Source organism: Ruegeria sp. AN11 (genome assembly GCF_056536005.1).
This window is the reverse complement of record NZ_JBQFJD010000001.1, coordinates 860,256-883,311: the sequence shown is the minus strand read 5'-3', so window position 1 is coordinate 883,311 and position 23,056 is coordinate 860,256. Positions and strand designations below refer to the sequence as shown.

Sequence of the window (23,056 nt, the reverse complement as noted above, 5' to 3'; positions counted from 1 at the left end):
CTCAAACCTGCATAATTTCTGCCTGTTTGGTCTCTAGTGCGGTATCAACCGATTTAATCATCTCATCGGTCAAATCCTGCACCTCGGTCTCCCAGAATTTCTGGTCGTCTTCAGACATGCCGTCGGACTTGGCCTTCTTGATCTGGTCCATGCCATCCCGGCGCACGTTCCGAATGGAGATCCGTGCGCTTTCAGCGTATTGCCCTGCAACCTTGCCCAGTTCGCGACGACGCTCTTCGTTCAACTCGGGGATCGGCAGCATGATGATGGTGCCGTTCAGTTGAGGATTTATGCCCAACCCACTTTCCCGAATGGCTTTTTCCACTTTGCCGACAAGGGACTTGTCCCACACGTTCACGGTGACCATCCGGGGTTCCGGCACGTTGACGGTACCCACCTGGTTGATCGGGGTCAGCGAACCATAGGCATCTACCATGATCGGCTCCAGCATCGACGCTGATGCCCGGCCAGTCCGCAGGGAAGCAAATTCGGTTTTCAGGTTTGCCATTGCGCCGTCCATGCGGCGTTTCAAATCATCAGTGTCCAGTTCAAAATCGTCAGACATGCTGCTCACTCCCCGTTTTCAGGTACTGTTGGAATGGGTCTTAAGCCATCGCAAATGGGATGTATAGCAATGATGAGCCGGAATTGCGCCAATGACCAGAGGTGTTTCCGGCATTTTTGAGGTGTTTCCTCGGCAAAAGAACCGGCCAGCATTGGCGCTGGCCGGTTAGAAAATCACTGGCTGCGTCACGCGTTTACATCAACGACAACACGGCCCTGAACCTGTCCTTGAAGAATATCCGCGCCAAGTTTGGGCAAATCGCTTAGGGATGCAGGCTTTACCATGGCGTCCAGTTTTTCCATTGGCAGGTCTGTCGCGATACGTTTCCACGCACGCACCCTGTTGTCATAAGGCTGCATCACGCTGTCGATTCCCAACAGGTTGACGCCCCGCAGCAGGAACGGGATGACCGTCGCAGGCAGGGCCGCCCCACCGGCCAGACCAACCGCGGCAACCGATGCGCCATATTTCATCTGTCCCAGAACCCGGGCCAGCATCGCACCGCCTACCGCGTCGATGCAGCCTGCCCAGGTCTCGCTTTCCAGCGGGCGTTTTGTGGTCTCGTTCAGATCCTCGCGCGGAACGATCGTGGTCGCGCCCAGAGATTTCAGATAATCGGCAGCTTCCGCGCGCCCCGTTACTGCGGCAACTTCATAGCCCAGGTTGGCCAGTATCGCAGTTGCCACGGACCCAACGCCGCCGGCCGCGCCTGTTACCAGCACAGGACCCTGACCCGGCTGCAGGCCATGGTCCTCCAGCGCCATGACCGCAAGCATGGCAGTGAAACCAGCTGTTCCCACAGCCATCGCCTGCCGCGCGTCCAACCCATCGGGCAACGGAACCAGCCAGTCGGCCAGTGCGTTGGCTTTCTGCGAATAGCCGCCCCAATGGGCCTCACCCACGCGCCAGCCGGTCAGAACCACTTTGTCGCCCGGATTGTATCTGTTGTCCGAAGACGTCTCGACCGTTCCTGCGTAGTCGATGCCGGGTATATGCGGATAGCTGCGGACCAGCCCGCCGCCTTTGGCCGACAAGCACAGACCGTCCTTGTAATTTATGGTCGAGTATTCGACGGCGACTGTAACCTCGCCATGGGGCAGATCATCAATCGACAGTTCTTTGATCGACGCACTGGCCAACCCGCTTTCTTCGTCTTTCTCCATTACCAACGCATTGAACATCGTGCTTTCCTTTCCTTTTCACAGCCAGGATATCGCATTTACCTGGTAAGATTTTTCGGGGTGGTGTGCAGTGACGAGGGCATAGCCCCTGCCCGTCAGGCCCAGAATTTGGCCTGAACAACCGCCTTGCGCATGCCCCGTGAAGTTTGAATTTCCAGTTCCGTACCCGCAGCCCAATGGCTGGCGTGTACCATTCCGATTGCAACATTTGTTTCGAAATCCGGCGACCAGACGGCCGATGTGACCTGCCCGACCCTGTTCCCTTCGCTGAAGGCTGGCCAGGCCCGGTCGCACGGGGGTACTGGATCGCCGTCAATCGCGACCGGCCGGATCTGCTGTTTGGGACCCTTCTCGGAGGCCGTCACCAGAGCGTCCCGACCCACACATTCCGTCACGACGTCCGTATTGCAGAACTTGCCCAACCCGCATTCATGCGGGGTGTTTTCGTGGGTCATGTCGCTACCATAAGACAAAAGCCCGCCTTCGATGCGTTCAATCAGGTTTGGGCAACCGGCGCGCACATGCAGATCTTCCCCGGCTTGGAAAAGGGCGTTCCATAGCGGCATACCGATATCACTGCCGTCTACATAAACCTCGAACCCGCCCTGTTTCGAATATCCGGACCGCGCGATAACAAGATCGCGCCCTTGAAACTGGAACAGGCCGAACCGGAAAAACCGGATGTCGCGGATCCCATCGCCGATAACACGCGCCATCAACTCATCAGATTTTGGGCCTTGAATCGCCAGAGGCGAGACATCCGGTTCCCAAACCTGAACATCCAGTGCAAGCCCATTCGCCAAGCCATTGACCCAGAACAACAAGTCACTGTCCGCTATCGAGATCCAAAAGCGGTCTTCGGACAATTTCAGCGCGACGGGGTCGTTCAGCATACCTCCGGCTTGGTTCACGATCGGAACATAGTAGCACTGACCGGTCACCATTCTGCTCAGATCACGCGGGGTGAGCATCTGCAGCAGGCGCGCCGCATCAGAACCGCGAACCTCGATCTGACGCTCGCAAGAAACATCCCAAACCTGAACGTGGGTCTTGAGATGGCGACAATCCGCTTCAAGCGACTCGAACACCGTCGGCAACAACATCCTGTTGTAAACCGTGTACGCTTTGACACCCGCTTCCTCGACGCCTTCGGAAAAAGGTGTTCGGCGCAGTCGGCGTGACGGTGAAATCAGGGCCATTCAGGCACCCTCCGGCAGAAAAACCAGATCACTGACCGGCGCGGATGAGCCGGCTTCCGTCAACATCTTGTGCAACTGTCCCCGATGATGGGTCTGGTGATTGAACATGTGGATGACGCATTGCGCGTAAGGCTTTGTAACATCAGCTTCTTTTGCGGCTGAAAACCAGGTAAAGTCTCCGGTCAAGACGTCGTCACCCAACTCGTCGGCCCATTTGGCAATACGGACATCAACAGTCTCACGAAGCGGTAGCCAATCGGACAGACCAGCGCAGACAGAAGTGCTTTCCGGGATCCCGCCACCCGGTCCCGTTCCCTTGTCAAAGCGCGAAATCCAGATCCAGTCACCCCACAAAAGATGGTTGGCCGTTCCCATGATCGAGCCAAAGAACGCACCACGCTCACGCGTCAGTTCTTCTTGTGGCAGCGCTTGCAGGAATCGTTTTAACTGGCTGTTCTGCCAGTTATTGTATCTGGCCATTTGACGCGCATAGGCACCTGCAATCATCATTTGGGCCCATGCCAGTCGATGGGGCAGATTTCAGCGGACTTGCCACCAAAATCCCAGACCCGGCCATAATCGCGAACCTTTGATTTGTTTCCCTTCGCGACAATGATGTCCGGTCCCATCCAATACTTCGAGTTGGAGACCATCACCGGATGCTCGGGGTCCTTGCCTGCCAGCATTTCAATTTCACCCTGAATCTTCCGGCCGATCATTATGCGACGTTTGGTACCGTCCCGCTCAATCTCGACCGGAGCACGCTCGGCCCCGATGATTTCACTGACCAGCATTGTAAAAAGCCCGGTCGTTCCGCCGGCCTGCCCGCTGAATATCTGAAGCAAGCCATTATACGCCTTGCCGCTGGCGCGTTCGTCCACATACGCGGCCACTTTCCACTGGCCTTCCCCCATACGGCCGGGAATATCGACCAGCAATCCCACGTTCAGGCCCGACAGGTCCTCACCTTCATAGTGCCCCTCATCAATGATGATACCCATCCAGGCGTGGCAGTGTCCCTCGGTCGGGGGATGCGCGCCCAGCGAAACCACGCAGGGGCAAAACACATCGCAGGAGCAATTCAGGATCAGCTCACCCTTGATGGACCAGTCCGTCGGGCTCATCTCGCGGCGTTTGGGGTTCGGCATGCGACTGTCGATCCGCTGGCTGATCGGAAGCTTGTCGGAATCCTTTTTTCTGTTTTTAGCCATAAGCTTACCCTCCGTAAATAATAGGATACACGAGCAGAAGAAGGCCACCCGTGATCAATGCGAACCCCAGCGGTCGTGTGACCGCGTGACCGATCTGGGGTAGTTTTTCCAAAACCATGAACAGGGTCGCCAGACCCATCCACAACAGGCTCATGACACCGCCCACAAACCCCAGCGCCATGAAGCCCCAGCAACAGCCAACACAAAATGCGCCCAGCCCAAGCCCCATCCGCAAGCCACCCAGGAAACCGGTCTTCCAGTGGCCAAGGAAGTACGTCATCGGGGCGTGACACACACCATGACACACCTCTTTGGCGCGACTGAACTGAAAAGCGCCCACAACGATCATAAGTCCAGCGGCGAAATAGCCGGATTTGGCGATACCGAGCATGTCGATAATGCCGCCAAAAAGCAGCGAAAGCTGAACCGCGGCGATAAAGGCGGCAAATCCAACCCAAACCAGAAAATACCCAGCCAAAACGCCGACCCAACCGGCACGCGTTCCATTGGCGCTGTGGATAAGATCATCGTAACTGCGCAGCGTCGGAACCAAAGTCGGCAACATCATGGCCGCCATCATGATAGCCCACATCCAGAACAGAGGACCAAACTCCGCCATGGGCATGTACATGTCCATGCGCGGGTCCATCACGCGCATCGCCTCGCCCATCGGACCCGGACGCCCGATCAGATCGAGGTCCATGTCGCGGCTCATTGAGAACATCATCCACCACGCCCAGAGGATCGTGATGTAGAAACTCAGCCAAAGACCGCTGCGTAAAACTGCGCGACTCACTCGCTCCTCCCGACTCAGTCCTTGCATTTCAAATGTCAGACTTTTAAATGTCAGACAAATAAAAACTGAGTTTTGGCGTGTCGGACATGAAAGTTGATCCCAAAAAACCGGCTGACTTGTCGGCACAGATCGCTCAGGCCATTCGCGACGCCATTGTCTCGGGTGAGTTGATTGTCGATGCGCGCCTGCCGTCCGAGGCCGAGTTGTCGGAACAGTTTGAGGTCTCACGGCCGACCGTGCGCGAGGCGCTCAAAAGGCTCGCCGCGCAATCGCTTATCCGAACCCAGCGTGGCGCTTCAGGTGGTGCTTTTGTCAACAAACTGAGCTTTGAGGACGCCTATTCGCAGCAAGTCACCACCTCGACCCTGTTGCTGTCAATGAATGCTGTCAGCTTCGACACCGCCTGCGAAGCCCGTTACGCGCTCGAGCGGGCCTGTGCCGCCCTTTCGGCAGAGCGTCACACCCCGGATCACCTGGCCACAATGCGGGCCGAAATCTATCGTCAGTCACAACCCGGGCTGACGGATGAAGCTTTTTGTGCCTCGGATGTTGCCTTTCATCGCGCTTTGGTCGACGCCGCAGGCAATCCGGTTTTGTCCTACCAGCTGGCGGGTGCGGTCGAAGCGATGCAGCCGCTGATGAACATGATCACCTTCTCCGCCCGCTCCCGGGAAGAGATCATTGCGCTGCACAACCGGATCGCCGATTCGATTGAGGCGCGGGATGCGGTGGCGGTGGACCGCACGCTCGTCGAACTGGAAACCTACACGAGGCAACTGGCCCATGACGTGGCTGAACGCCGACGCAACCCAGCCTGATTTCGCATCAGATAAAGCTTGACGGAGGAGGCAGACGAAAACGACACTCGGGCAGGCAGCATGACAGCCGGCATGAAGACCGGATCTCTCAATGCAAATTGAATTACAATTACTTACGGGAGGACGTTATGAACCAAAGACCGGACCCAACCTTTTACCCATCCGCCAAGCTGGCGATGGAGGGCCCAACGGAAACTCTGGCCTTCACGCTGATGCTCAGCCCCGACTTTTCGCAACCGGATGGTCTGGCTGTCGTTAACGTCGATCCGACTTCGGCGGATTACGGAAAAATCGTTCATGAGGTGATCATGCCCGAAAAGGGTGACGAGTTTCACCACTTCGGCTGGAACGCCTGCTCATCATCGCTGTCGCCGCTCAGCGGCCATGCATTTCTAGAACGCCGCTATCTGATCATTCCCGGCATACGGTCCAGCCGCATTTACATCATCGATGTCAAAAACCCGCTGGAAGCGAAGATTCACAAGATCATCGAACCCGAGGAAGTTTTTGCCAAGACTGGATATTCCCGGCCTCATACCATTCACTGCGGCCCCGAAGGCATCTACGTCAGCACATTGGGTGGCGGTGGCAAAGACGGCACAGACGGCCCGCCGGGTATCTTCATCATGGATTGCGAAAGCTTCGAGATCATAGGCCGATATGAAATCGAACGCGGGGTTCAGGACAAACACTATGACTTCTGGTGGAACCTGCCGCGCGATTACATGGTCAGTTCCGAATGGGCGCTGCCGCCGCAGTTTGAAAACGGGATCGTGGCCGAGGATCTGCTGTCGAACAAGTACGGCCACCGCATCCATTTCTGGAACCTGCGCAGCCGCACGAATATCCAAACCATCGATCTGGGTGAAAACCATCAGATGGCGTTGGAAATCCGCCCGGCGCATGATCCGGTCAAACAACACGGCTTCTGTGGGGTTGTGGTCGATACCACGAATTTACAGGGGGCTATTTTCACCTGGTGGCGCAACGATGACGGGACATTCGAAGCCAAGAAGACCATCACAATCGATCCGCAACCCGCTGATCCCGATGATCTTCCCGATCTTCTCAAGGGGTTCTCGGCCGTTCCGCCTCTGGTCACGGATATCGATCTGAGTCTGGACGACAAGTACCTCTACGTCGCCTGTTGGGGCACCGGTGAGATGCATCAATACGATGTGTCGGACCCGATGAAACCGACCCTGGCCGGCAAGGTCGAGATCGGCGGGATCGTCAAAAAGACCAAGCATCCCAACGGCAATGATTTTGGTTACGGACCGCAGATGGTTGAGATCAGCCGGGATGGCAAACGCGTCTACTGGACCAACTCGCTGTACTCCACCTGGGATGATCAGTTCTATCCGGGCGAACGCGGCGCAGCCATGGTCAAGGCCGATGTCGGTGACAATGGCGGCCTGACACTGGACCCGAAGTTCTGGGTCGACTTCCCCAAGGGCTATCGCAGCCACCAGATCCGGCTAGAAGGCGGCGACTGTTCGACGGACAGTTTCTGCTACCCGTCCGTCTGATTTGGAGTTCCTGATGACATCAACGGCCGGCCTGTGGCTGGCCGTTGTGCTTAGCGGTGCATATCACGGCCTGAACCCCGGCATGGGCTGGCCGCTGGCCGTTTCAGCGGCATTGATGGAGCAGAAGCAATCGGCCCTTTGGCGGGCGCTGACTGCCTTGGCTGGGGGGCACTTTCTGGCCATGCTCGGGGTCTTGCTGCCGTTCGCGCTGATGGCGGTTTTGGTGGATTACCAGCGCGAAATTAGGATCGGCGCAGCCCTGATCGTTATCGCCATGGGCCTTTACATCGCGATTGTCCGTCGCCACCCCCGCGCCCTGTCCCGGGTTGCTCCGGGAAAGCTGGCATTGTGGTCATTTCTTGTCGCTCTGGCCCATGGCGCCGCGCTGATGTTGGTTCCAATCTATCTGGGACTATGCAATCTGGATGAGCTGGACGCCGGCCATCGTGCGGTTTCCGAGATCATGACGACCAACGGTCTTCTGGTGCTGGCCGTTGCCGCGCTTCACACAGCAGCGATGGTTTTGGGCGGAGGCATTCTGGCCTATGCCGTCTATCGCTGGTTGGGTCTGCAATTCCTGTCACGAAGTTGGTTCAACCTTGAACTCATCTGGGCACTTAGCCTTATCTTTGTGGGGATACTGGGCCTGTGGTCGGCAATTTAGGTTCTTTCCTTTGCGAAGATGCGCATTACTCTCCCTTTCAACAAAAACGACATGAGACCGGAATGACCCCGACCCTGAATATGCTTGCCGCAATACTGACAATCGGCTTTGGCCTTTTCGGCTTTCTGGCTCCAGCCTGGACTGCGGCTTCACTGGATTTAGCCCCAACAAACAGCACCATGGGCCTGAGCGAGATGCGCGCTTCAGTTGGCGGATTGTTCGTAGTCACCGGTCTTGCCGTCTTGTGGTTCAGTAGCCCAATGGCCTACACGATGCTTGGCGTGGTCTATGCCGGCGCGGCATTGGGCCGGTTCGTATCGATTGCGCTGGACAACCCTCCGTTGGCCAAGGCGATGGTTTTCGGCGGAATCGAACTGGCGTTGGCAATCTGGCTGATCCTGGCAAACTTGAACAAATCAGTTTAATATTCTGAAAAGAAACAATTACATCTGTCAAATTCTGGGTTTGCATCCGATCGGAACGTCACTTATATATGAAGGGTCCTTCGGGACTATGGACATAAACGCGCTCGTAATAAGCGGATCGGACCCGGGGGCGGTACCCGGCGGCTCCACCAATATCCTTCGTTTGGGGAACATGGGGCCGAAACAGGATCGACGAACGTCTAAAGGGGTTAGCTTTGTCTCGGCTGTCTGCCACCGTTATCGGCGAAAATAGTACAATTGCAAACGACAATCGTGCTCCGGTTGCAGTTGCTGCGTAAGCAGTAGCAAGACCGAAACTTAAGTCCTTGCGCCTAGCAGCGTAAGGCGGGGTTCGCAGGTACCTGGCAACAGAAACCTGCATTTCAATGCAATTTGTCCGGTCAGAAACACTCTCTTGTTCAGGGATTGTTCATTCCTTTTTGCCATCGTCACTTCCATCAGAAGGGAGAGCGGCGATGTCACATTCCGAATTGCTCAGGCAGTGGTATTCAGAGGTTTGGGAAAACGGCAACACAGAAGCCATCGGACAGTTCTTTGCCCCCGACACGCTGGCCGAGGGGTTGATCCCGGAAATGCAGGTCGGCGCTGACGATTTCCGTGATCTGGTGACCGCATTCCGGCATATCCTTGGCGACATAAAAGTCGACCTGCCGAAGATAATCGAAGACGGTGATTGGGTTTCTGCCATTGTCCATCTACAGACGACCCGCGCCGACAATGGCGCACCACTACAGGCAAGCGGCAGCGTCATCGCGCGTATCAAAGACGGGTACATGGTCGAGGCTTATAATCAGTTCGACTTTATTTCTTTTTTTGAACAGCTTGGACAGTTTCCCGAAGATACCCTGCCCGTCTGCATGACCGGACAACGACTGGACTGGGCCTGATCAAAACCTGCGACCTTGACCATGAAAGCCGTTCCACGTTAGCAAAGGGTATGGGGTAACATTGCGAACGCCCCGTGAGGCGTCAGCCCAAGTTTCGCATGTATCCGAACGCGACAGGAGACATGCCATGGCTGCGCCAAATTCCATCACCTCCAAACAACTGCTGCGACTGATCGGAACACCGACAGCGCCGGTTTTGGTGGATATCTGCCTCGAGGAAGACTTTGCAGCGGATCCGGTCCTGATTCCGGGTTCAGTACGGCATTCCGCGTCAGACATGCAGGGCCTTATGGCGACGATCGATGGGCGCTCCAGTGTAATCATTTGCCCAAAAGGCAAAAAGCTGAGCCAGGGCGTAGTTTCGTGGCTGCGCAGCGAAGGACAACAGGCCGAGTTTCTGGAGGGCGGTATACAGGCTTGGCGCGATACGCCGGGGGCGCCAAGCGTCCCCTACTCCGCTATTCCGCCCCTGGTTGACAATCGGACGCTTTGGGTGACCCGACACAGGCCCAAAATAGACCGCATCGCATGCCCTTGGCTGATCCGGCGTTTTGTCGACCCCAACGCGCGTTTTCTGTTTGTCGCGCCGTCGGAAGTGAAGGAAGCGGCCAGAATATTCAGTGCCACCCCATTTGATATTGAAAACACGGTCTGGGGCCATGACGGGGACAAATGCACCTTTGACACAATGCTGGACAAGTTCGACCTTCACACGTCCGCGCTTGACCGGATGGCGACTGTTGTCCGGGCGGCGGACACAGATCGTCACTGTCTCGCACCCGAGGCGGCCGGTCTGCTCGCTCTTTCCGTTGGCCTGTCCCGCCAATACCGGGATGATCATGAGAACCTGTCGGCTGGCCTTGCACTGTATGATGCGCTGTACCGCTGGGCCCGGGACGGGTATGAAGAAGGCCATAACTGGCCCGGCGAGCAAAAATAATGACACCCGACTATTCCAATTTGATCCGGGTTTTCGGCCGGATTGGGCTGCTGTCGTTTGGTGGTCCCGCAGCACAGATTTCACTTATGCATCAGGAACTGGTCGAACGCAGACCATGGCTGGACGAACAAAGCTATTTGCGCGCTTTGTCCTTATGCATGTTGCTACCGGGGCCCGAGGCGATGCAGCTTGCAACCTATGCCGGCTGGCGCCTGCGCGGTGTGCTTGGCGGATTGATCGCGGGTGGCCTTTTCGTCATACCTGGCGCCATCATCATTGCGGTTCTGGTTGGTCTTTATGTCGCCTTTGGAGAACTTCAGGTTGTACAGGCCGGGTTTGTGGGCATCAAGGCGACTGTAATCGTCATCGTCCTGCAGGCTTTGCGTAACCTGTCGCGAAAGGCTCTGTCCGATGCCGAACATCGCATCCTTGCATTGCTGGGCTTTCTGGCAATTTTCGCACTTAACCTGCCGTTTCCACTTATCATATTTGCAGCCGCTCTCTGGGGCTTCGCGACCTTCAAAGGTCAGCACCCTTTGACACCCGCGCCAGCTGCCCTGACCATGTTCCGTCCGATCAGAACTGCGGTGATTTGGCTGGCCCTCTGGCTTGGGCCCTTGGCAGTTCTGACCCTGACGGGGCAGCAACTTCTCAGCGATCTGGGGTGGTTCTTTGCGCGCCTCGCAGTTGTGACTTTTGGTGGTGCCTATGCCGTTCTGGCATACATGACGCAAACAGTCGTCGATACATATCAATGGATCAGCACGGATCAGATGATCGATGCGCTTGGGCTGGCTGAAACGACACCGGGCCCATTGATTTTGGTGACTCAATTCGTGGCCATGTTGACGGGTCAGTTGTCTGGGGGCGCATCCATGGCTATCGCGGCGGGTGCCGTGGCCCTTTGGGCCACGTTTGTTCCCTGCTTTCTGTGGATTTTTCTTGCCGCGCCGTTCCTGGATCAACTGGCGGCCCGCCCGCGCCTGTCTGCGGCTCTGCACGGGATTACCGCTGCGGTTGTAGGGGTGATTCTCAACCTATCCTTGTGGTTCGCCCTCAATGTTCTATTTGGACAAGTTCCGGAAAGAACTCTGGGTCCTGTATCAATTCCCGTACCCGATATTTCGACTTTGGACGTCGCCGCTTTGATACTGACGTTAGCTGCCGGAGTGTTGGTTTTCCGCCTAAAAATATGGATGGTTCCGACTTTGGGTCTGATGGCCAGCGCCGGAATTTTACTGAACCTCCTATGAACAATCAGGTGTAACGCGGCCTTTCGTTTCCTTTGAAATCCCCTATGCTAGACACTACCACTTTTGAGGATGACACATGTCGCAAGACATCGACTATGGAAACCTGATGCACACCGCCATGCGCGGTCTGATCAAAACGGTTTTGACCGGCGTTTCGGAACATGGACTGCCAGGTGCGCACCACTTTTTCATCACCTTCGATACCCGGCATGATGGTGTTGAACTGGCCGATTGGTTGCGCCAACGCTATCCGCAGGAAATGACGATCGTAATGCAGCATTGGTTCGAAAACCTTGAAGTGGGCGATGCGGGGTTTTCCATCACTTTGAATTTTGGTGATGCGCCTGAACCGCTTTATATTCCGTACACGGCCATCAAGACATTTGTTGATCCCTCAGTCGAATTCGGGCTGCGTTTCGAAAGTCCGGAAGACGAGGAAGAAACGGACGAAGATATCGAAGAAATCATCGAGGTCGAAGAACCGGATGAACCGCATGACGCGGATGTGGTTTCCCTGGACAGTTTCCGGAAATAGCCAAGCTTCCGCTTGAAACAGACCCCGCCTTGAGCGGGGTTATTCTTTTTTCAGAAACGTTTCCACCGAGCGGGATTTTACCCCATCGCGAAACCGCGAAAACGACAGGTTCAACCCGCCTTCGGCCAGTGTTCGGTCAAATTGCTGCAATTCGTACCCACCGGTTTCCGAGATAAATAGGGAAAACACCGTCAGCGTTTCACCATCAATACGCCCCCAGACAAATGGCTCTCCTTTCATGGGGTCCAGGGGAACCTCGTGCCCAAACACGTTGCGTTTCATCGCAGCAGAAAACACGTCTGGCCGGTCCGACGGTTGAAAGTCGATCGAGAATTTCTGTTCCTTGATCCGCCCGTCAGCCTTGTAGGTTGTCGTTGTCCAACTCACATTAAAGCCGTTGTCGGTTTCGTGAATTGAAACGCTCATGTCTCTGGGCGTCTCGCTCCCGTCTTCGTCCACGAGATTGGCTGACCCAGTATAATCACCCAAAAACGGCGCGATGCTGGACGCCTGCGCCGGATGGCTGGAGACAAGCACCCACGCAAATGCACACATCACTATTGCGACAAGTGTCGGGGAAAATGTCGTGCGGGAAACGTGCATCAGATCCTCCATCGCAATAATGCTTATATTGTAGCTCAGCATGACGCGGGCACAATGGGACGGATGCGCCCGTTGGCAACAAAATTGTCGCTGCTCTCTGCCTATACCTTTGTCACCCTTGAGTTTAAGGTGCGCGCAACTGGCCGATTGCGTTGCAACCCGCTTGGCGCTAAACGGCATACAATTGCATACACGACGGAGTGACAGATGTCTCAGACCCGCACCGAATCCGACAGTTTTGGCCCGTTGGAAGTGCCCGCTGACAAGTATTGGGGCGCTCAGACTCAGCGTTCGATCATGAACTTCCCGATCGGGTGGGAAAAGCAGCCGGTTGCCATCGTTCGCGCGCTGGGTGTGATCAAAAAAGCTTGCGCGATGCAGAACAAGGCCACCGGCAAGCTGGAAGCAAAAATTGCGGATGCGGTCATTCAGGCGGCCGGAGAAGTGATCGAGGGCAAGTTTGATGACAACTTCCCTCTGGTCGTTTGGCAAACCGGATCCGGCACCCAGTCGAACATGAACTCGAACGAGGTCATCGCGAACCGCGCCATCGAGATTCTGGGTGGCGTTATCGGATCGAAAGAGCCAGTGCATCCGAACGATCACTGCAACATGGGGCAGTCATCCAACGATACCTTCCCCACTGCGATGCACATCGCAACAGCAATGAGCGTTCGTGACGTCCTGCTGCCGGGTCTTGAAAAGCTGGCTTCCGGGCTCGAGCAGAAGGCCGAGGAATTCAAGGACATCATCAAGATCGGACGCACGCATACGCAGGATGCGACGCCCCTGACCCTGGGTCAGGAGTTTGGCGGGTACGCCCATCAGATTCGTCAGGGAATTTCCCGTGTGCATGCCGCAATGCCCGGCATTTATGAATTGGCGCAAGGTGGTACCGCTGTTGGTACCGGTCTGAACACACAGCACGGTTGGGACCAGGCGGTTGCCGCAAACATGGCCGAAATCACCGACCTGCCCTTTGTCACGGCACCCAACAAATTCGAGGCACTGGCCGCGCATGACGCGATGGTGTTCCTGTCGGGGGCTTTGGCCACGATTGCCGGTAGTTGCTACAAGATCGCCAACGACATCCGCTTTCTGGGCTCCGGTCCCCGGTCGGGGCTGGGCGAACTGATCCTGCCGGAAAACGAACCGGGTTCGTCGATCATGCCGGGCAAGGTAAACCCGACCCAGGCCGAGGCGCTGACGCAGGTGGCCGCCCATGTCATGGGTAACGACGCCGCAATCAAGTTCGCTGGCAGCCAGGGTCATTTCGAGCTGAACGTCTACAACCCGATGATGTCCTACAATCTGTTGCAATCCATTCAATTGCTCGGCGACGCCGCTGACAGCTTTACCGAACGGATGCTGCTGGGCATCAAGGCCAACGAGTCGCGCATCGAAAAGCTGATGACGGAATCGCTGATGCTGGTCACTGCGCTTGCGCCGACCATCGGTTATGACAATGCCACGACCGTTGCCAAGACTGCCCACAAGAACGGTACCACCCTCAAGGAAGAAGCCATCGCACTTGGCTTTGTGGATGAGGCCACTTTCGACGCAGTGGTGCGCCCTGAACAGATGATTGGCCCGAAAGACTGATGGGCAAGCCGGTAAATTTGAACCGGTACCGAAAACAGAAAGCGCGGGCTGAAAAGAAGGCCCGCGCAGATCAAAACGCTGTGGCTTTTGGACAAACCAAGGCCGAAAAAGAGGTTGTCAGGCTTCGACAAGACAAACAGAAGCGTGACCTCGACAATCACGAGCTGAAGGAATGAGTGGCCGCCCGGTCAAACGCTCGCTGACTCTTCAGGGACACCGCACTTCGGTTTCTTTGGAAGACGAATTCTGGCGCGCGTTCCGTGACATCGCACGGGAAAAATATAAGCCGATCAATTCCTTGGCGGCGGAAATTGATGCGGCTCGCGATCCTGAAACAGGTTTGGCTTCCGCCATTCGAGTCTTTGTTCTGAACTGGTATCGCAACCGGGATTGAGGCTTGTAAAGGTCTGGCAGCCAAGTGTACCTTGATTTGGAACAAAATAGGTACAGACATGAGCAAAACGATCACCGGGCCTGACGGTCAACAGCGCTGCGCCTGGTGTCAGGCCGCGCCAGAGTTCTTTGAATATCATGATCAGGAATGGGGCTATCCGGTCTCAGACGACCAGCGTCTATTCGAGAAATTGTGCCTTGAGAGCTTTCAGTCGGGACTGAGTTGGCGAACCATCCTGTCAAAGCGCGAAAATTTTCGGGAAGCGTTTTGCGGCTTTGATTTCAACAGGATGGCAGAGTTTACTGAAGCAGATGTTGAACGCCTTTTGCAGAATGCGGGCATCATCCGGCACCGCGGCAAAATCGAGGCTGTCATCAACAACGCCCGCCGCGCACAGGAACTGATCAAGGTTGAGGGTTCTCTGGCCGCGTATGTCTGGCGGTATGAGGCTGAAACTCCCATACCGCCACAAACCGTCTCTACATCACCGGAATCGGTCGCAATGTCGAAAGACCTGAAGAAGCGCGGATGGAAGTTCGTGGGCCCCACCACCGTTTTCGCGTTCATGCAGGCTATGGGGTTGGTCAACGATCACGCCGAAGGCTGCATCATGCGTGAAAAAGCGGCGCAAATGCGCCGCGATTTCAAGAAGCCGAATTAGATACGAGTCAGACCGAAGCCTGATAGATCTTGTCGATATTGCCGCCCAGGGCCGCGTTGAAGTCGGCATCGGACTGCTGTTTTGAGAGACCTTCGGTCAGCGCGCGCGAGAAGGAAGCGATCATCTTTCCATTCTGGTTCAACAGGTCGCAGGCCTGTTTTGTGGAATAGCCGCCTGACAGGGCCACAACCCGCAGAACCCGCGGGTGATCTGCCACTTCGTCATACAGATTGGCTTCGCTTGGGATCGTCAGCTTTAGCATGACGTCCTGGCCCTCGGCCAACTGGTCCAGATTCTTGAGGATCTCGGCTTTCAGGATGCTCTCAGCCTCGGCCTTGGTTTCCGAATGGATGTTCACCTCGGGTTCGACAATCGGGACCATACCCGCGCTGATCACCTCGCGTGCGACGTCAAACTGTTGAGCCACAACAGCGGCAATACCTTCTGCGTTGGCCTCGTGAATGACCGAGCGTTCTTTTGTTCCAAAGACACCATCAGCCTTGGCCAGCGTTTCTGCCAGACCGGGGATCGGTTTCATCATCTGAACGCCGTTGGCCTGATCCTCCAGTCCCTTGTCGATTTTCAGAAATGGAACGATGCCCTTGGCCGACCACAGAAAATCGGCGACTTTGCGGCCTTCGATTTCCTCGTTCAGGGTGCGTTCGAACAGGATAGCGCCAATCACCTTAGCTTTGGTGAAGTCGTCTGCCAGAATGATGCGTGCGCGCATCTTCTGGATTTCTCCGAACATCTCTTCTTCCGAGGTGTAGTCCGAGGCTTCAACACCATAAAGCGCCAGCGCCTTGGGTGTAGAACCGCCGCTTTGATCCAGTGCCGCGATGAAACCTGCACCGTCGGACATTTGCGCGCGCTGTTCTGCTTTGGACATATCTGTTTCCCGTTCAATAATGATTCCGTGTTTTCCATCGCATACAACAAGGCGTTGACCGATGGTAGTTTGTTAGCGCTCAACCAGCCGCAGCCATATCCCGTCTTTCGAGCGAACCGTCAGATGCGCGACCGGAACAGGATCGCGTCCGGTCACTGGCTCAAACCGATAGTGCTTTATTAGCATCGACAGGATCAGCGGCCCTTCAATCATCGCAAACCCTGCCCCGGTACAAACCCGCGATCCGGCGGAGAAGGGAATGAAGGCGTTCCGCTGGCAGGTCTTGCCGTTTTCCGTCTCCCACCGCGCTGGATCAAAGGCATCCGGGTTTTCCCACAGGCGCTCATGACGGTGCAAATGCCACGGGCTGATAACAATTTGCGATCCCTGCGGGACATCCCGATCTCTGAAACGCTCGGGACAGGTGGCTTCTCGCACCATCATGGGCACGGGTGGATAAAGGCGCAGGGTCTCGCGAAACACACTGCGACTGAGCTTCAAGCCTGAAACGGCGGCAAATGAAGGATCGTCCAATGCCGTCGCCTCTGCCGCGACCTTATCCTGCCATTCCGGATACAACGCCATCAGATAAAGTGCCCAGGCCAGTGCCGAGGCGCTGGTTTCGTGCCCGGCCAGAAAGAAGATGGCCACCTGGTCGATCATCTCCTGCGTCCCGAAACAACGCCCTGTTTCCGGGTCTGGCGTGGTCATGATCTTTGTTGCAAGGTCATCGGGTGCTTTCCCCAGGGCTATTGCCTCCGCCCGCTCGTCCGTGAGGCGCGCAATCAGGTCCCTGATTTCCCGCGCTGTCCTTCGGGTCTTGCGGGAATGAAACCGGGGCACCCAGCTAGGGACAGGTACAAAGGCCGCAAGGTTTAGCAGCGGTTGTTCCCGCTGATAGGTGCGAAACTTGTCAAACACCTGTGTCGCCACGGTGTGTTCGATCGGAACCGAGAACAAAGTACGAAAGATGACATCTGCGGCAACGTGGCTGGTGACTTCTTCGCATTCGATGTCCTGGCCGACGCGCGTTCGCAGTCGGTCAACACTGGCCTGCGCCGCTGCATACATGGCCGGAAACGTATCCTTCAACCGCCCCCCCTCAAACGCCGGATCAATGATGCGGCGTTGGCGTTTCCAGGTTTCGCCATTGGTCAGGAAAACGGAGTCGCCCAGCAGCGGGCGCAATCCCTCGCTGATCCGGCCGGATTTCGGAAAATCGTCGGGGCGTTGTTTCAGCACCAAATCAATGAGTTCAGGCTGATTGATCATGTAAGACCGAAAGAACGGCGTCCTGAACTCGGCCATCCAGGCCCGATACAAGCGTTGCGGTTGTGCCGAGAGGATATCCTGACGAAAGAGCTTCAGATAGCGCCACAAAGACACCTTGTCGGGACGAGAGACGGGTTTTGGCGGGGTCACGAGTGCACCGACGTGTAACCTGACACCGCCTCTTCGATCCGCGAACGCGATGGTGCCCGGTTGCGAAACCGATCCCCCAATGTCAGTGGCCCGGCAGTGATGCGGAAATAGTCATAATCGCCGGGCTGGTCGAAGGCGCAGAGATATTGAAAATGCAGTCGAAAAAAACGCCAGCGTAATGCCTTCCAACGGTCTGCTGAAAGGGTTTGCGTGAACGCAGCAGACAGAACCAGAGGCCAGCGCTTATCAGATCCGGCGACGCCGCTGACGCACACAGGATCGCACAAGGCAAATGCGCAGCCGTCGCCCGGGGCCGAGACATCGATCCAAGTCAGGTCTGTCCTGGACGACATGAATTGTAGATCACTGCGCAACTGATGGGCATCGGGCAGAAAGGACACCATAGGGACCACCTGCCCCAATGTCAGAAAGGATAACACAGGTCCGTCTTCGGACACGGGTTCTGACCGCAATAGGTCGGCCAGAACCGATACGCCCAGATGCGCGCCCGAGCTGTGCCCGACCACCAGAACCTCGTCCACTTCTGTTTCCATAGCTTGCCCGATCAGTTCAACAAACTGGCGCATTCGAGATTGCATTTCCGGCGACACACCGCCCCATTCGCGCGAGGAGTAGGCGTAGTCATGCATCAGGTAATAGGCCAACAGCCGATTATCGATTTTTCGAAACCAGCGCAGCAATACAAGCGCCACCAAAAGCCCCGCTGCCAGACCGGGCCAACCCAGCAAGGTAAAACCAGCCCAGACCACGCCAAAAGCCGCCATCAATTGCGCCAGCAACATGCCCACCGGGTAAAGCGCTGCAATTACCGGGCCTTTGCGCAAGCGCATCAGGCGCCAAATTGCCCCCGTGGACAGGTAGATCCAGACCGTCCGCGCCAATTGAAGATAAGTCGCGGCTATCGAGGTATCCATGCTGTCGCGGACAATGTCTGACCAAACCAGAACTTCAAAATCGGTATCGACCGCAAGCCCGTCCTGACATGAGGAAACATGCCAGCCATATGGACCGTCATTCGTTCGGGCCGACAACGAAATGTCATAGCCGGAAATTTCGCCCTGTGCGCGCCCTTCCTTCCGATAAAGCTCGCGATATCGGCGCGGGTGAATGGGATCGTATCCCGGAATGTAGAACACCCGGCGCTTGCGCACCTGCGACTGGTTTTTCTGACTGCTCATGCTCGTACCTTCTGCGACGCAGGTTAGCGCAGCATTACGGCCAAGGTAAGATGGATCGGAAAATCAGCCCAGCGTCGCCAGCGCAGGAAAGGTTTCCAGCAGCCACCAACTGAACTCGGTGAAAAGGCCGGTTATCAACATGATACCGACAAACAGAAGAAGCCCGCCCATCGCCTTTTCAATCGTACCCATATAGGGCTTGATGCGGTTCATGACCGACATTGACCGGTTCAGGAACATAGCGGCCAGAAGGAACGGAATTCCAAGCCCTGCGGCGTATATACCCAGCAGGAATGTTCCCCGGGCCACCGAAGCCTCAGACGCGGCCAGCGACAGAATAGCCCCCAATTGCGGTCCGATACAGGGCGTCCAGCCGAATGCAAACGCAAGGCCCAGAATGTAGGCTCCGAACACGGACCCGCTGGAATCGCCGGTTTCCATGCGCGCCTCGCGGTCGAGGATCGGAATGCGGAATACGTTCAGAAAGTGAAGCCCGAACACGATGACAACCGCGCCAGACAACTTGGCGAACAGTACCTGATTGGTCAGAACAAAGGCGCCAAAAGCTGAAGCTGTGAAGCCCAACAGCAAAAACACCGTCGACAGGCCCATGACAAAAAACAGGGCCGCCAGCGTTGCCTTGCGGCGGGCTTTGGTTTCATCCTGCATCTCGTTGATGGTCACACCACTCATATACGCCAGATACGGCGGAACGATCGGCAAAACGCAGGGTGACAGAAAACTGATCAACCCGCCGATCATGGCGATGAACATGGCAGGCAAAAGTCCCGCATCGATGATTTCAATTCCGAACATGAAACAGCACATAGGGTATGAAACCGGCGGCGTCACGAGGCCATTCGGTCACATCCTCGTGCTTGCCTGCTGGACACCGTGACAAAGTGGAAATATCTGAACGATATGTCTGAACCGACCGAAACCCTTGATGCCTTGGGGCTGTTGTGCCCGTTGCCCGTGCTCAAAGCGCGCAAACGTCTGAAATCCATGCCGGCGGGTGCTGTGTTGCGCATGTTGGCCGACGATCCCGCTGCAATCATCGATGTCCCCCATTTCTGTGCGGAAAGCGGACACAGCCTGCTGTCGCAGCAGGAAATCGACGGACACCAGGTTTATCTGATCCGGAAATCGGCCTGAATTTGAGATCATGCCGTAAATTAAAAAGGCGGGCATTGTGCCCGCCTTCCGTATTATTGGCCCAACGACCACCATCCGCGCCGCTTGGGCTTTGGTGGCTGGGCGGGTTCACGTTCTTCGACCACGGTTTCCAGAACAGGTTCCGGAGTTTCCTCGGCAGCTTGCACGGGCTCCTCAACAACGGGTTCAGAAACGTCTTGCGCTGCTACCGGTTCGGCCTTCGGCTCCTCCGGAACGACAGGTTCCTCTTGCGCTGTTTCGTCCACCTGCGGCTCTGAGGTTTCTTCTTCCGCGCCCGCCTCAGGTTCAGCCGCAGCAGTCTCCACTTTTCCCTCAGCTTCCTGCGGCTCATCCGCAGTATCTTCCGAAACCGGTTGATCAGCCAGAGCCTCGGGTGCCTCTACTGGTGCTTCTGCAGCAACCTCGGCCTCGGCGTCTTTTTTGCGGCGACGAGGTGCGCGACGTTTCTTGGGCTTGGGTTCCGGCTTTTCGCTTTCATCCTCACCCTCGGACACACTTGCATCCTGGGTTTCGACATCAGCAGCCGCAACCTCAGTTGTTTCCGTTGGTGCATCGTTGTCATCAGACGCCGCCTCTTGGGTGTCCGATACTCCGTTGTTCTTTTTCCGGCGACGGCGGCGACGCTTGCGTTTTGGCTTGCTTTCGTCTTCGGCCTGCACCGTTTCTTCTTCCGGCTGATCCTCATCTGTTGCATCGACCAGATCCATCAGTGACGCATCAACGGAAACGACAGGTGCCGTTGCCTCGGGAACGATCCGGCTGGCGGTCTTGAACTTCTCCAACGAGAAATCCGGGCTAACCAGATGCACATCGCCTTCGATGCGAACCGACAGCCCATAACGCGATTCAATCTGGGCGATATGTTCGCGTTTCTGGTTCATCAGGAAGTTAGCGATGCTGACCGGGCACCGAACCAGCACCTCGCGCGAGCGGCGGCGAGTGCCTTCTTCTTCAATCTGGCGCAGAATGGTCAGCGCCATGTTGTCGTCCGAGCGGATCAGTCCCGTACCATGGCAGGCCGGGCAAGGTTGCGTTGTCGCCTCCAGCATACCCGGCCGCAGCCGCTGACGGCTCATCTCCAACAGACCAAAGCCCGAGATCCGGCCAACCTGAATGCGGGCCCGATCTGTCTTCAGCTTCTCTTTCAGACGCTTTTCGACAGAGGCGTTGTTCTTCCGCTCGTCCATGTCGATGAAGTCGATCACGATCAAACCAGCCAAATCGCGCAGACGCAACTGGCGCGCCACCTCTTCGGCAGCTTCAAGGTTCGTCTTGAGAGCGGTTTCCTCGATCGAGCCTTCCTTGGTGGCGCGACCCGAGTTCACGTCAATCGCAACCAGTGCCTCGGTGACGCCAATGACGATGTAGCCACCCGATTTTAGCTGCACGGTCGGGTTGAACATCCCCGCCAGGTAGCTTTCAACTTGGTAGCGCGCGAATAACGGCAGCGCGTCTTCATACCTTCTCACGTTTTTGGCGTGTGACGGCATGATCATCTTCATGAAGTCCTTGGCGATGCGATACCCGCCCTCGCCCTCGACCAGAACCTCATCGATATCGCGATTATAGAGGTCACGGATCGAGCGTTTGATCAGGTCGCCTTCTTCGTAAATCTTCGCTGGCGCGATGGACTGAAGTGTCAGTTCCCGGATCTGTTCCCACAGGCGCTGAAGGTATTCATAGTCCCGTTTGATTTCGGATTTGGTTCGCTTGGCGCCCGCGGTACGGATGATCAGCCCCGCACCCGTCGGCACGTCGATTTCTGCCGCGATTTCCTTTAGCTTCTTCCGGTCTGGCGCATTGGTGATCTTGCGGCTGATCCCGCCGCCACGGGCGGTGTTTGGCATCAGTACACAGTAGCGCCCAGCCAGAGACAGATACGTGGTCAGAGCGGCACCCTTGTTGCCCCGTTCTTCCTTGACGACCTGAACCAGCAGAACCTGGCGAACCTTGATGACTTCCTGAATCTTATACCGACGCGGGCGCGGTTTGCGCGGCGGGCGGATATCCTCGCTGTCATCTTCATCCGCCACGGACTCGATCGTTTCATCTTTGGTGGAGGCATCCAGCAAAGCTTCGGAATCATCCGCGTCCTCGGCGCCTGCCCTGTCGTCCTCGGCGTCGTCCTCGACCGCTTCTTCAAGCTCGGAAGCTACGGCGTCTGCCTCGCTGGCCACTTCTTCAGATGCAACGGCTTCCGATCCATCTTCCGGCTTGGCCTCAATTGATTCTTCCTGGTCTGCTGTGTCGACGGGTTCAGCCTCAGGTTCTTGCCCGGCATCCTCAGCCGCGCCTTCCGCCTCCTCGGGCGCGTCAGCATCGTCAACGGGTTCTTCAACCGGGGTTTCGCCAACAAGCTCAACCGGAGAGGTTCCTTCGGGAACGGCCAGATCAGCCGCCTCTTCACCTTCATCAAGATCGATCGTTTCCATGCCCGTGGGTTCGGACGAAACCTCGATGCTCTCGACGGCATCGTCGGATTTCACATCCGCCGCCTTGGTCCGCGAACGGGACCGGCGCTTTTTGGGCTTTGATTCTTCGGCTTCGTCCCGCGCCTTCATCGCTTCGGCGTAGGCGCGTTCCTCTTCCATCAGCGCTTCGCGGTCGGCGACAGGGATCTGATAGTAATCCGGGTGGATCTCGGAAAACGCCAGAAAACCGTGTCGGTTTCCGCCGTAGTCCACAAACGCCGCCTGAAGCGACGGTTCAACCCGTGTTACTTTTGCAAGATAGATGTTGCCGGCAAGCTGACGTTTGTTTTCGGATTCAAAATCGAATTCCTCGACCTTGTTTCCGTCGACCACCACGACGCGGGTTTCCTCCGCGTGGGTGGCATCGATAAGCATTTTCTTAGCCATTTGTCCTTGGTGCACCGCGCCAAACGCGTTGTCCTTACCCGTCCGGGGGGACAGGCGCTTTTGGGGTGGTGTCTTGTCAGGGCGATATCGGACGGCGCGCGGCAGGGTCTGGCGCTTTGGCCCCCTGCCCGGTCACTCAATCGTTGCGCGCGCGTCATCGCGGTTCTTCTCCGACAGGCGCGGTCGTCCGCTACCTGCCCATTTATTCCTTTCACCCGCCATTTAACG

At 56.5% G+C, this 23,056-nt stretch carries 25 protein-coding genes and 1 other RNA gene; 14 read left to right on the top strand and 12 right to left on the bottom strand.

The genetic code is table 11. The features are described 5' to 3' along the window. Window position 1: 1 nt before the first annotated feature. The 6 genes from frr to ACR3EQ_RS04275 form a co-directional block, all read right to left on the bottom strand. Window positions 2-565, bottom strand: a complete 564-nt coding sequence (gene frr, locus ACR3EQ_RS04300; RefSeq protein WP_170618994.1) for a ribosome recycling factor — start codon at window positions 563-565, stop codon at window positions 2-4. Between the two features lie 185 nt (window positions 566-750). Then, entirely contained in the window at window positions 751-1,746 is a 996-nt protein-coding gene (gene acuI, locus ACR3EQ_RS04295) for an acryloyl-CoA reductase (RefSeq protein ID WP_480489818.1), read from the bottom strand. Window positions 1,747-1,841: 95 nt separating this feature from the next. After that, a complete protein-coding gene (locus ACR3EQ_RS04290) occupies window positions 1,842-2,945 on the bottom strand; it encodes a dimethylsulfoniopropionate demethylase (RefSeq protein ID WP_480489816.1) in 1,104 nt (367 codons plus the stop codon). Continuing rightward, window positions 2,946-3,452, bottom strand: coding sequence for a DinB family protein (locus ACR3EQ_RS04285; RefSeq protein ID WP_480491741.1), 507 nt, complete (start codon window positions 3,450-3,452; stop codon window positions 2,946-2,948). Continuing rightward, window positions 3,452-4,156: a DUF1326 domain-containing protein gene (locus ACR3EQ_RS04280; RefSeq protein WP_170615090.1), complete on the bottom strand. Its 705-nt coding sequence runs from the start codon at window positions 4,154-4,156 to the stop codon at window positions 3,452-3,454. The genes ACR3EQ_RS04285 and ACR3EQ_RS04280 overlap by 1 nt, the downstream gene beginning before the upstream one ends. 4 nt (window positions 4,157-4,160) lie before the next feature. Further along, the gene (locus ACR3EQ_RS04275) at window positions 4,161-4,979 is read right to left on the bottom strand and encodes a DUF2182 domain-containing protein (protein WP_170615091.1); all 819 of its coding nucleotides are present in this window, start codon (window positions 4,977-4,979) and stop codon (window positions 4,161-4,163) included. A 59-nt stretch (window positions 4,980-5,038) separates the two neighbouring features. On the opposite strand from ACR3EQ_RS04275, the gene ACR3EQ_RS04270 reads away from it, so the two are divergent. The 9 genes from ACR3EQ_RS04270 to ACR3EQ_RS04230 all read left to right on the top strand — a co-directional run bounded on the left by ACR3EQ_RS04270 (window position 5,039) and on the right by ACR3EQ_RS04230 (window position 12,024). Next, window positions 5,039-5,770 carry a FadR/GntR family transcriptional regulator gene (locus ACR3EQ_RS04270; protein WP_170615113.1) on the top strand — a complete coding sequence of 244 codons (732 nt, stop codon included), beginning with the start codon at window positions 5,039-5,041 and terminating at the stop codon, window positions 5,768-5,770. Between the two features lie 128 nt (window positions 5,771-5,898). After that, window positions 5,899-7,299, top strand: coding sequence for a selenium-binding protein SBP56-related protein (locus ACR3EQ_RS04265; protein ID WP_480489814.1), 1,401 nt, complete (start codon window positions 5,899-5,901; stop codon window positions 7,297-7,299). A 13-nt stretch (window positions 7,300-7,312) separates the two neighbouring features. After that, entirely contained in the window at window positions 7,313-7,963 is a 651-nt protein-coding gene (locus ACR3EQ_RS04260) for a hypothetical protein (RefSeq protein ID WP_170615093.1), read from the top strand. Window positions 7,964-8,025: 62 nt separating this feature from the next. Then, window positions 8,026-8,388, top strand: coding sequence for a DUF4345 family protein (locus ACR3EQ_RS04255; RefSeq protein WP_170615094.1), 363 nt, complete (start codon window positions 8,026-8,028; stop codon window positions 8,386-8,388). A 36-nt stretch (window positions 8,389-8,424) separates the two neighbouring features. After that, window positions 8,425-8,771: a transfer-messenger RNA gene (gene ssrA / locus ACR3EQ_RS04250) on the top strand. 93 nt (window positions 8,772-8,864) lie between these two features. Beyond that, window positions 8,865-9,296 (top strand): ester cyclase, encoded by a 432-nt coding sequence (locus tag ACR3EQ_RS04245; RefSeq protein ID WP_170615095.1) that lies wholly within the window; start codon window positions 8,865-8,867, stop codon window positions 9,294-9,296. A 127-nt stretch (window positions 9,297-9,423) separates the two neighbouring features. Continuing rightward, on the top strand, window positions 9,424-10,236 hold the full coding sequence (locus ACR3EQ_RS04240; RefSeq protein WP_480489811.1) for a chromate resistance protein ChrB domain-containing protein: 813 nt from the start codon (window positions 9,424-9,426) through the stop codon (window positions 10,234-10,236). After that, the gene (gene chrA, locus ACR3EQ_RS04235; RefSeq protein WP_480489809.1) at window positions 10,236-11,489 is read left to right on the top strand and encodes a chromate efflux transporter; all 1,254 of its coding nucleotides are present in this window, start codon (window positions 10,236-10,238) and stop codon (window positions 11,487-11,489) included. The genes ACR3EQ_RS04240 and chrA overlap by 1 nt, the downstream gene beginning before the upstream one ends. Before the next feature lie 76 nt (window positions 11,490-11,565). Further along, complete coding sequence (locus ACR3EQ_RS04230; protein WP_321253078.1) at window positions 11,566-12,024, top strand: SspB family protein; 459 nt, start codon at window positions 11,566-11,568, stop codon at window positions 12,022-12,024. A gap of 39 nt (window positions 12,025-12,063) precedes the next feature. Here ACR3EQ_RS04230 and ACR3EQ_RS04225 read toward each other — a convergent pair whose 3' ends face one another. Continuing rightward, window positions 12,064-12,579 carry a hypothetical protein gene (locus ACR3EQ_RS04225; protein ID WP_480440515.1) on the bottom strand — a complete coding sequence of 172 codons (516 nt, stop codon included), beginning with the start codon at window positions 12,577-12,579 and terminating at the stop codon, window positions 12,064-12,066. A 255-nt stretch (window positions 12,580-12,834) separates the two neighbouring features. On the opposite strand from ACR3EQ_RS04225, the gene fumC reads away from it, so the two are divergent. Genes fumC through ACR3EQ_RS04205 form a run of 4 tightly spaced genes read left to right on the top strand, consistent with a single transcriptional unit; the run spans window position 12,835 to window position 15,284 of the window. Further along, window positions 12,835-14,229 (top strand): class II fumarate hydratase, encoded by a 1,395-nt coding sequence (gene fumC / locus ACR3EQ_RS04220; protein WP_480489807.1) that lies wholly within the window; start codon window positions 12,835-12,837, stop codon window positions 14,227-14,229. Next, window positions 14,229-14,405, top strand: a complete 177-nt coding sequence (locus ACR3EQ_RS04215; RefSeq protein ID WP_170615101.1) for a DUF4169 family protein — start codon at window positions 14,229-14,231, stop codon at window positions 14,403-14,405. Before fumC ends, ACR3EQ_RS04215 begins: the two co-directional genes overlap by 1 nt. Beyond that, window positions 14,402-14,623, top strand: coding sequence for a ribbon-helix-helix domain-containing protein (locus ACR3EQ_RS04210; protein WP_480489805.1), 222 nt, complete (start codon window positions 14,402-14,404; stop codon window positions 14,621-14,623). Before ACR3EQ_RS04215 ends, ACR3EQ_RS04210 begins: the two co-directional genes overlap by 4 nt. A 58-nt stretch (window positions 14,624-14,681) precedes the next feature. After that, window positions 14,682-15,284: a DNA-3-methyladenine glycosylase I gene (locus ACR3EQ_RS04205; protein WP_480489804.1), complete on the top strand. Its 603-nt coding sequence runs from the start codon at window positions 14,682-14,684 to the stop codon at window positions 15,282-15,284. Between the two features lie 7 nt (window positions 15,285-15,291). Here the strand turns inward: ACR3EQ_RS04205 and ACR3EQ_RS04200 are convergent, their stop codons facing one another. The 4 genes from ACR3EQ_RS04200 to ACR3EQ_RS04185 form a co-directional block, all read right to left on the bottom strand. Continuing rightward, window positions 15,292-16,173 (bottom strand): fructose bisphosphate aldolase, encoded by an 882-nt coding sequence (locus tag ACR3EQ_RS04200; protein WP_480489802.1) that lies wholly within the window; start codon window positions 16,171-16,173, stop codon window positions 15,292-15,294. 72 nt (window positions 16,174-16,245) lie between these two features. Continuing rightward, window positions 16,246-17,595: a cytochrome P450 gene (locus ACR3EQ_RS04195; RefSeq protein WP_170615105.1), complete on the bottom strand. Its 1,350-nt coding sequence runs from the start codon at window positions 17,593-17,595 to the stop codon at window positions 16,246-16,248. Continuing rightward, window positions 17,592-18,794 (bottom strand): hypothetical protein, encoded by a 1,203-nt coding sequence (locus ACR3EQ_RS04190; RefSeq protein WP_480489800.1) that lies wholly within the window; start codon window positions 18,792-18,794, stop codon window positions 17,592-17,594. The genes ACR3EQ_RS04195 and ACR3EQ_RS04190 overlap by 4 nt, the downstream gene beginning before the upstream one ends. 63 nt (window positions 18,795-18,857) lie before the next feature. After that, window positions 18,858-19,610: a cytochrome c biogenesis CcdA family protein gene (locus tag ACR3EQ_RS04185; RefSeq protein ID WP_170615107.1), complete on the bottom strand. Its 753-nt coding sequence runs from the start codon at window positions 19,608-19,610 to the stop codon at window positions 18,858-18,860. A 105-nt stretch (window positions 19,611-19,715) separates the two neighbouring features. On the opposite strand from ACR3EQ_RS04185, the gene ACR3EQ_RS04180 reads away from it, so the two are divergent. Further along, on the top strand, window positions 19,716-19,949 hold the full coding sequence (locus ACR3EQ_RS04180) for a sulfurtransferase TusA family protein (protein ID WP_170615108.1): 234 nt from the start codon (window positions 19,716-19,718) through the stop codon (window positions 19,947-19,949). Between the two features lie 53 nt (window positions 19,950-20,002). Here ACR3EQ_RS04180 and ACR3EQ_RS04175 read toward each other — a convergent pair whose 3' ends face one another. Beyond that, window positions 20,003-22,828: an Rne/Rng family ribonuclease gene (locus ACR3EQ_RS04175; protein WP_170619001.1), complete on the bottom strand. Its 2,826-nt coding sequence runs from the start codon at window positions 22,826-22,828 to the stop codon at window positions 20,003-20,005. Window positions 22,829-23,056 lie beyond the last annotated feature (228 nt).

Coding starts and splice junctions, on each gene's coding strand:
- ACR3EQ_RS04270 (WP_170615113.1), top strand. CDS start 5,039: ATGAAAGTTGATCCCAAAAAACCGGCTGACTTGTCGGCACAGATCGCT.
- fumC (WP_480489807.1), top strand. CDS start 12,835: ATGTCTCAGACCCGCACCGAATCCGACAGTTTTGGCCCGTTGGAAGTG.
- ACR3EQ_RS04185 (WP_170615107.1), bottom strand. CDS start 19,610: ATGTTCGGAATTGAAATCATCGATGCGGGACTTTTGCCTGCCATGTTC.
- chrA (WP_480489809.1), top strand. CDS start 10,236: ATGACACCCGACTATTCCAATTTGATCCGGGTTTTCGGCCGGATTGGG.
- ACR3EQ_RS04200 (WP_480489802.1), bottom strand. CDS start 16,173: ATGTCCAAAGCAGAACAGCGCGCGCAAATGTCCGACGGTGCAGGTTTC.
- ACR3EQ_RS04285 (WP_480491741.1), bottom strand. CDS start 3,452: ATGATTGCAGGTGCCTATGCGCGTCAAATGGCCAGATACAATAACTGG.
- ACR3EQ_RS04260 (WP_170615093.1), top strand. CDS start 7,313: ATGACATCAACGGCCGGCCTGTGGCTGGCCGTTGTGCTTAGCGGTGCA.
- ACR3EQ_RS04225 (WP_480440515.1), bottom strand. CDS start 12,579: ATGTGTGCATTTGCGTGGGTGCTTGTCTCCAGCCATCCGGCGCAGGCG.
- ACR3EQ_RS04280 (WP_170615090.1), bottom strand. CDS start 4,156: ATGGCTAAAAACAGAAAAAAGGATTCCGACAAGCTTCCGATCAGCCAG.
- ACR3EQ_RS04190 (WP_480489800.1), bottom strand. CDS start 18,794: ATGAGCAGTCAGAAAAACCAGTCGCAGGTGCGCAAGCGCCGGGTGTTC.
- ACR3EQ_RS04180 (WP_170615108.1), top strand. CDS start 19,716: ATGTCTGAACCGACCGAAACCCTTGATGCCTTGGGGCTGTTGTGCCCG.
- ACR3EQ_RS04255 (WP_170615094.1), top strand. CDS start 8,026: ATGACCCCGACCCTGAATATGCTTGCCGCAATACTGACAATCGGCTTT.
- ACR3EQ_RS04240 (WP_480489811.1), top strand. CDS start 9,424: ATGGCTGCGCCAAATTCCATCACCTCCAAACAACTGCTGCGACTGATC.
- ACR3EQ_RS04205 (WP_480489804.1), top strand. CDS start 14,682: ATGAGCAAAACGATCACCGGGCCTGACGGTCAACAGCGCTGCGCCTGG.
- ACR3EQ_RS04290 (WP_480489816.1), bottom strand. CDS start 2,945: ATGGCCCTGATTTCACCGTCACGCCGACTGCGCCGAACACCTTTTTCC.
- ACR3EQ_RS04275 (WP_170615091.1), bottom strand. CDS start 4,979: ATGCAAGGACTGAGTCGGGAGGAGCGAGTGAGTCGCGCAGTTTTACGC.
- ACR3EQ_RS04215 (WP_170615101.1), top strand. CDS start 14,229: ATGGGCAAGCCGGTAAATTTGAACCGGTACCGAAAACAGAAAGCGCGG.
- frr (WP_170618994.1), bottom strand. CDS start 565: ATGTCTGACGATTTTGAACTGGACACTGATGATTTGAAACGCCGCATG.
- ACR3EQ_RS04175 (WP_170619001.1), bottom strand. CDS start 22,828: ATGGCTAAGAAAATGCTTATCGATGCCACCCACGCGGAGGAAACCCGC.
- ACR3EQ_RS04245 (WP_170615095.1), top strand. CDS start 8,865: ATGTCACATTCCGAATTGCTCAGGCAGTGGTATTCAGAGGTTTGGGAA.
- ACR3EQ_RS04210 (WP_480489805.1), top strand. CDS start 14,402: ATGAGTGGCCGCCCGGTCAAACGCTCGCTGACTCTTCAGGGACACCGC.
- ACR3EQ_RS04265 (WP_480489814.1), top strand. CDS start 5,899: ATGAACCAAAGACCGGACCCAACCTTTTACCCATCCGCCAAGCTGGCG.
- ACR3EQ_RS04230 (WP_321253078.1), top strand. CDS start 11,566: ATGTCGCAAGACATCGACTATGGAAACCTGATGCACACCGCCATGCGC.
- acuI (WP_480489818.1), bottom strand. CDS start 1,746: ATGTTCAATGCGTTGGTAATGGAGAAAGACGAAGAAAGCGGGTTGGCC.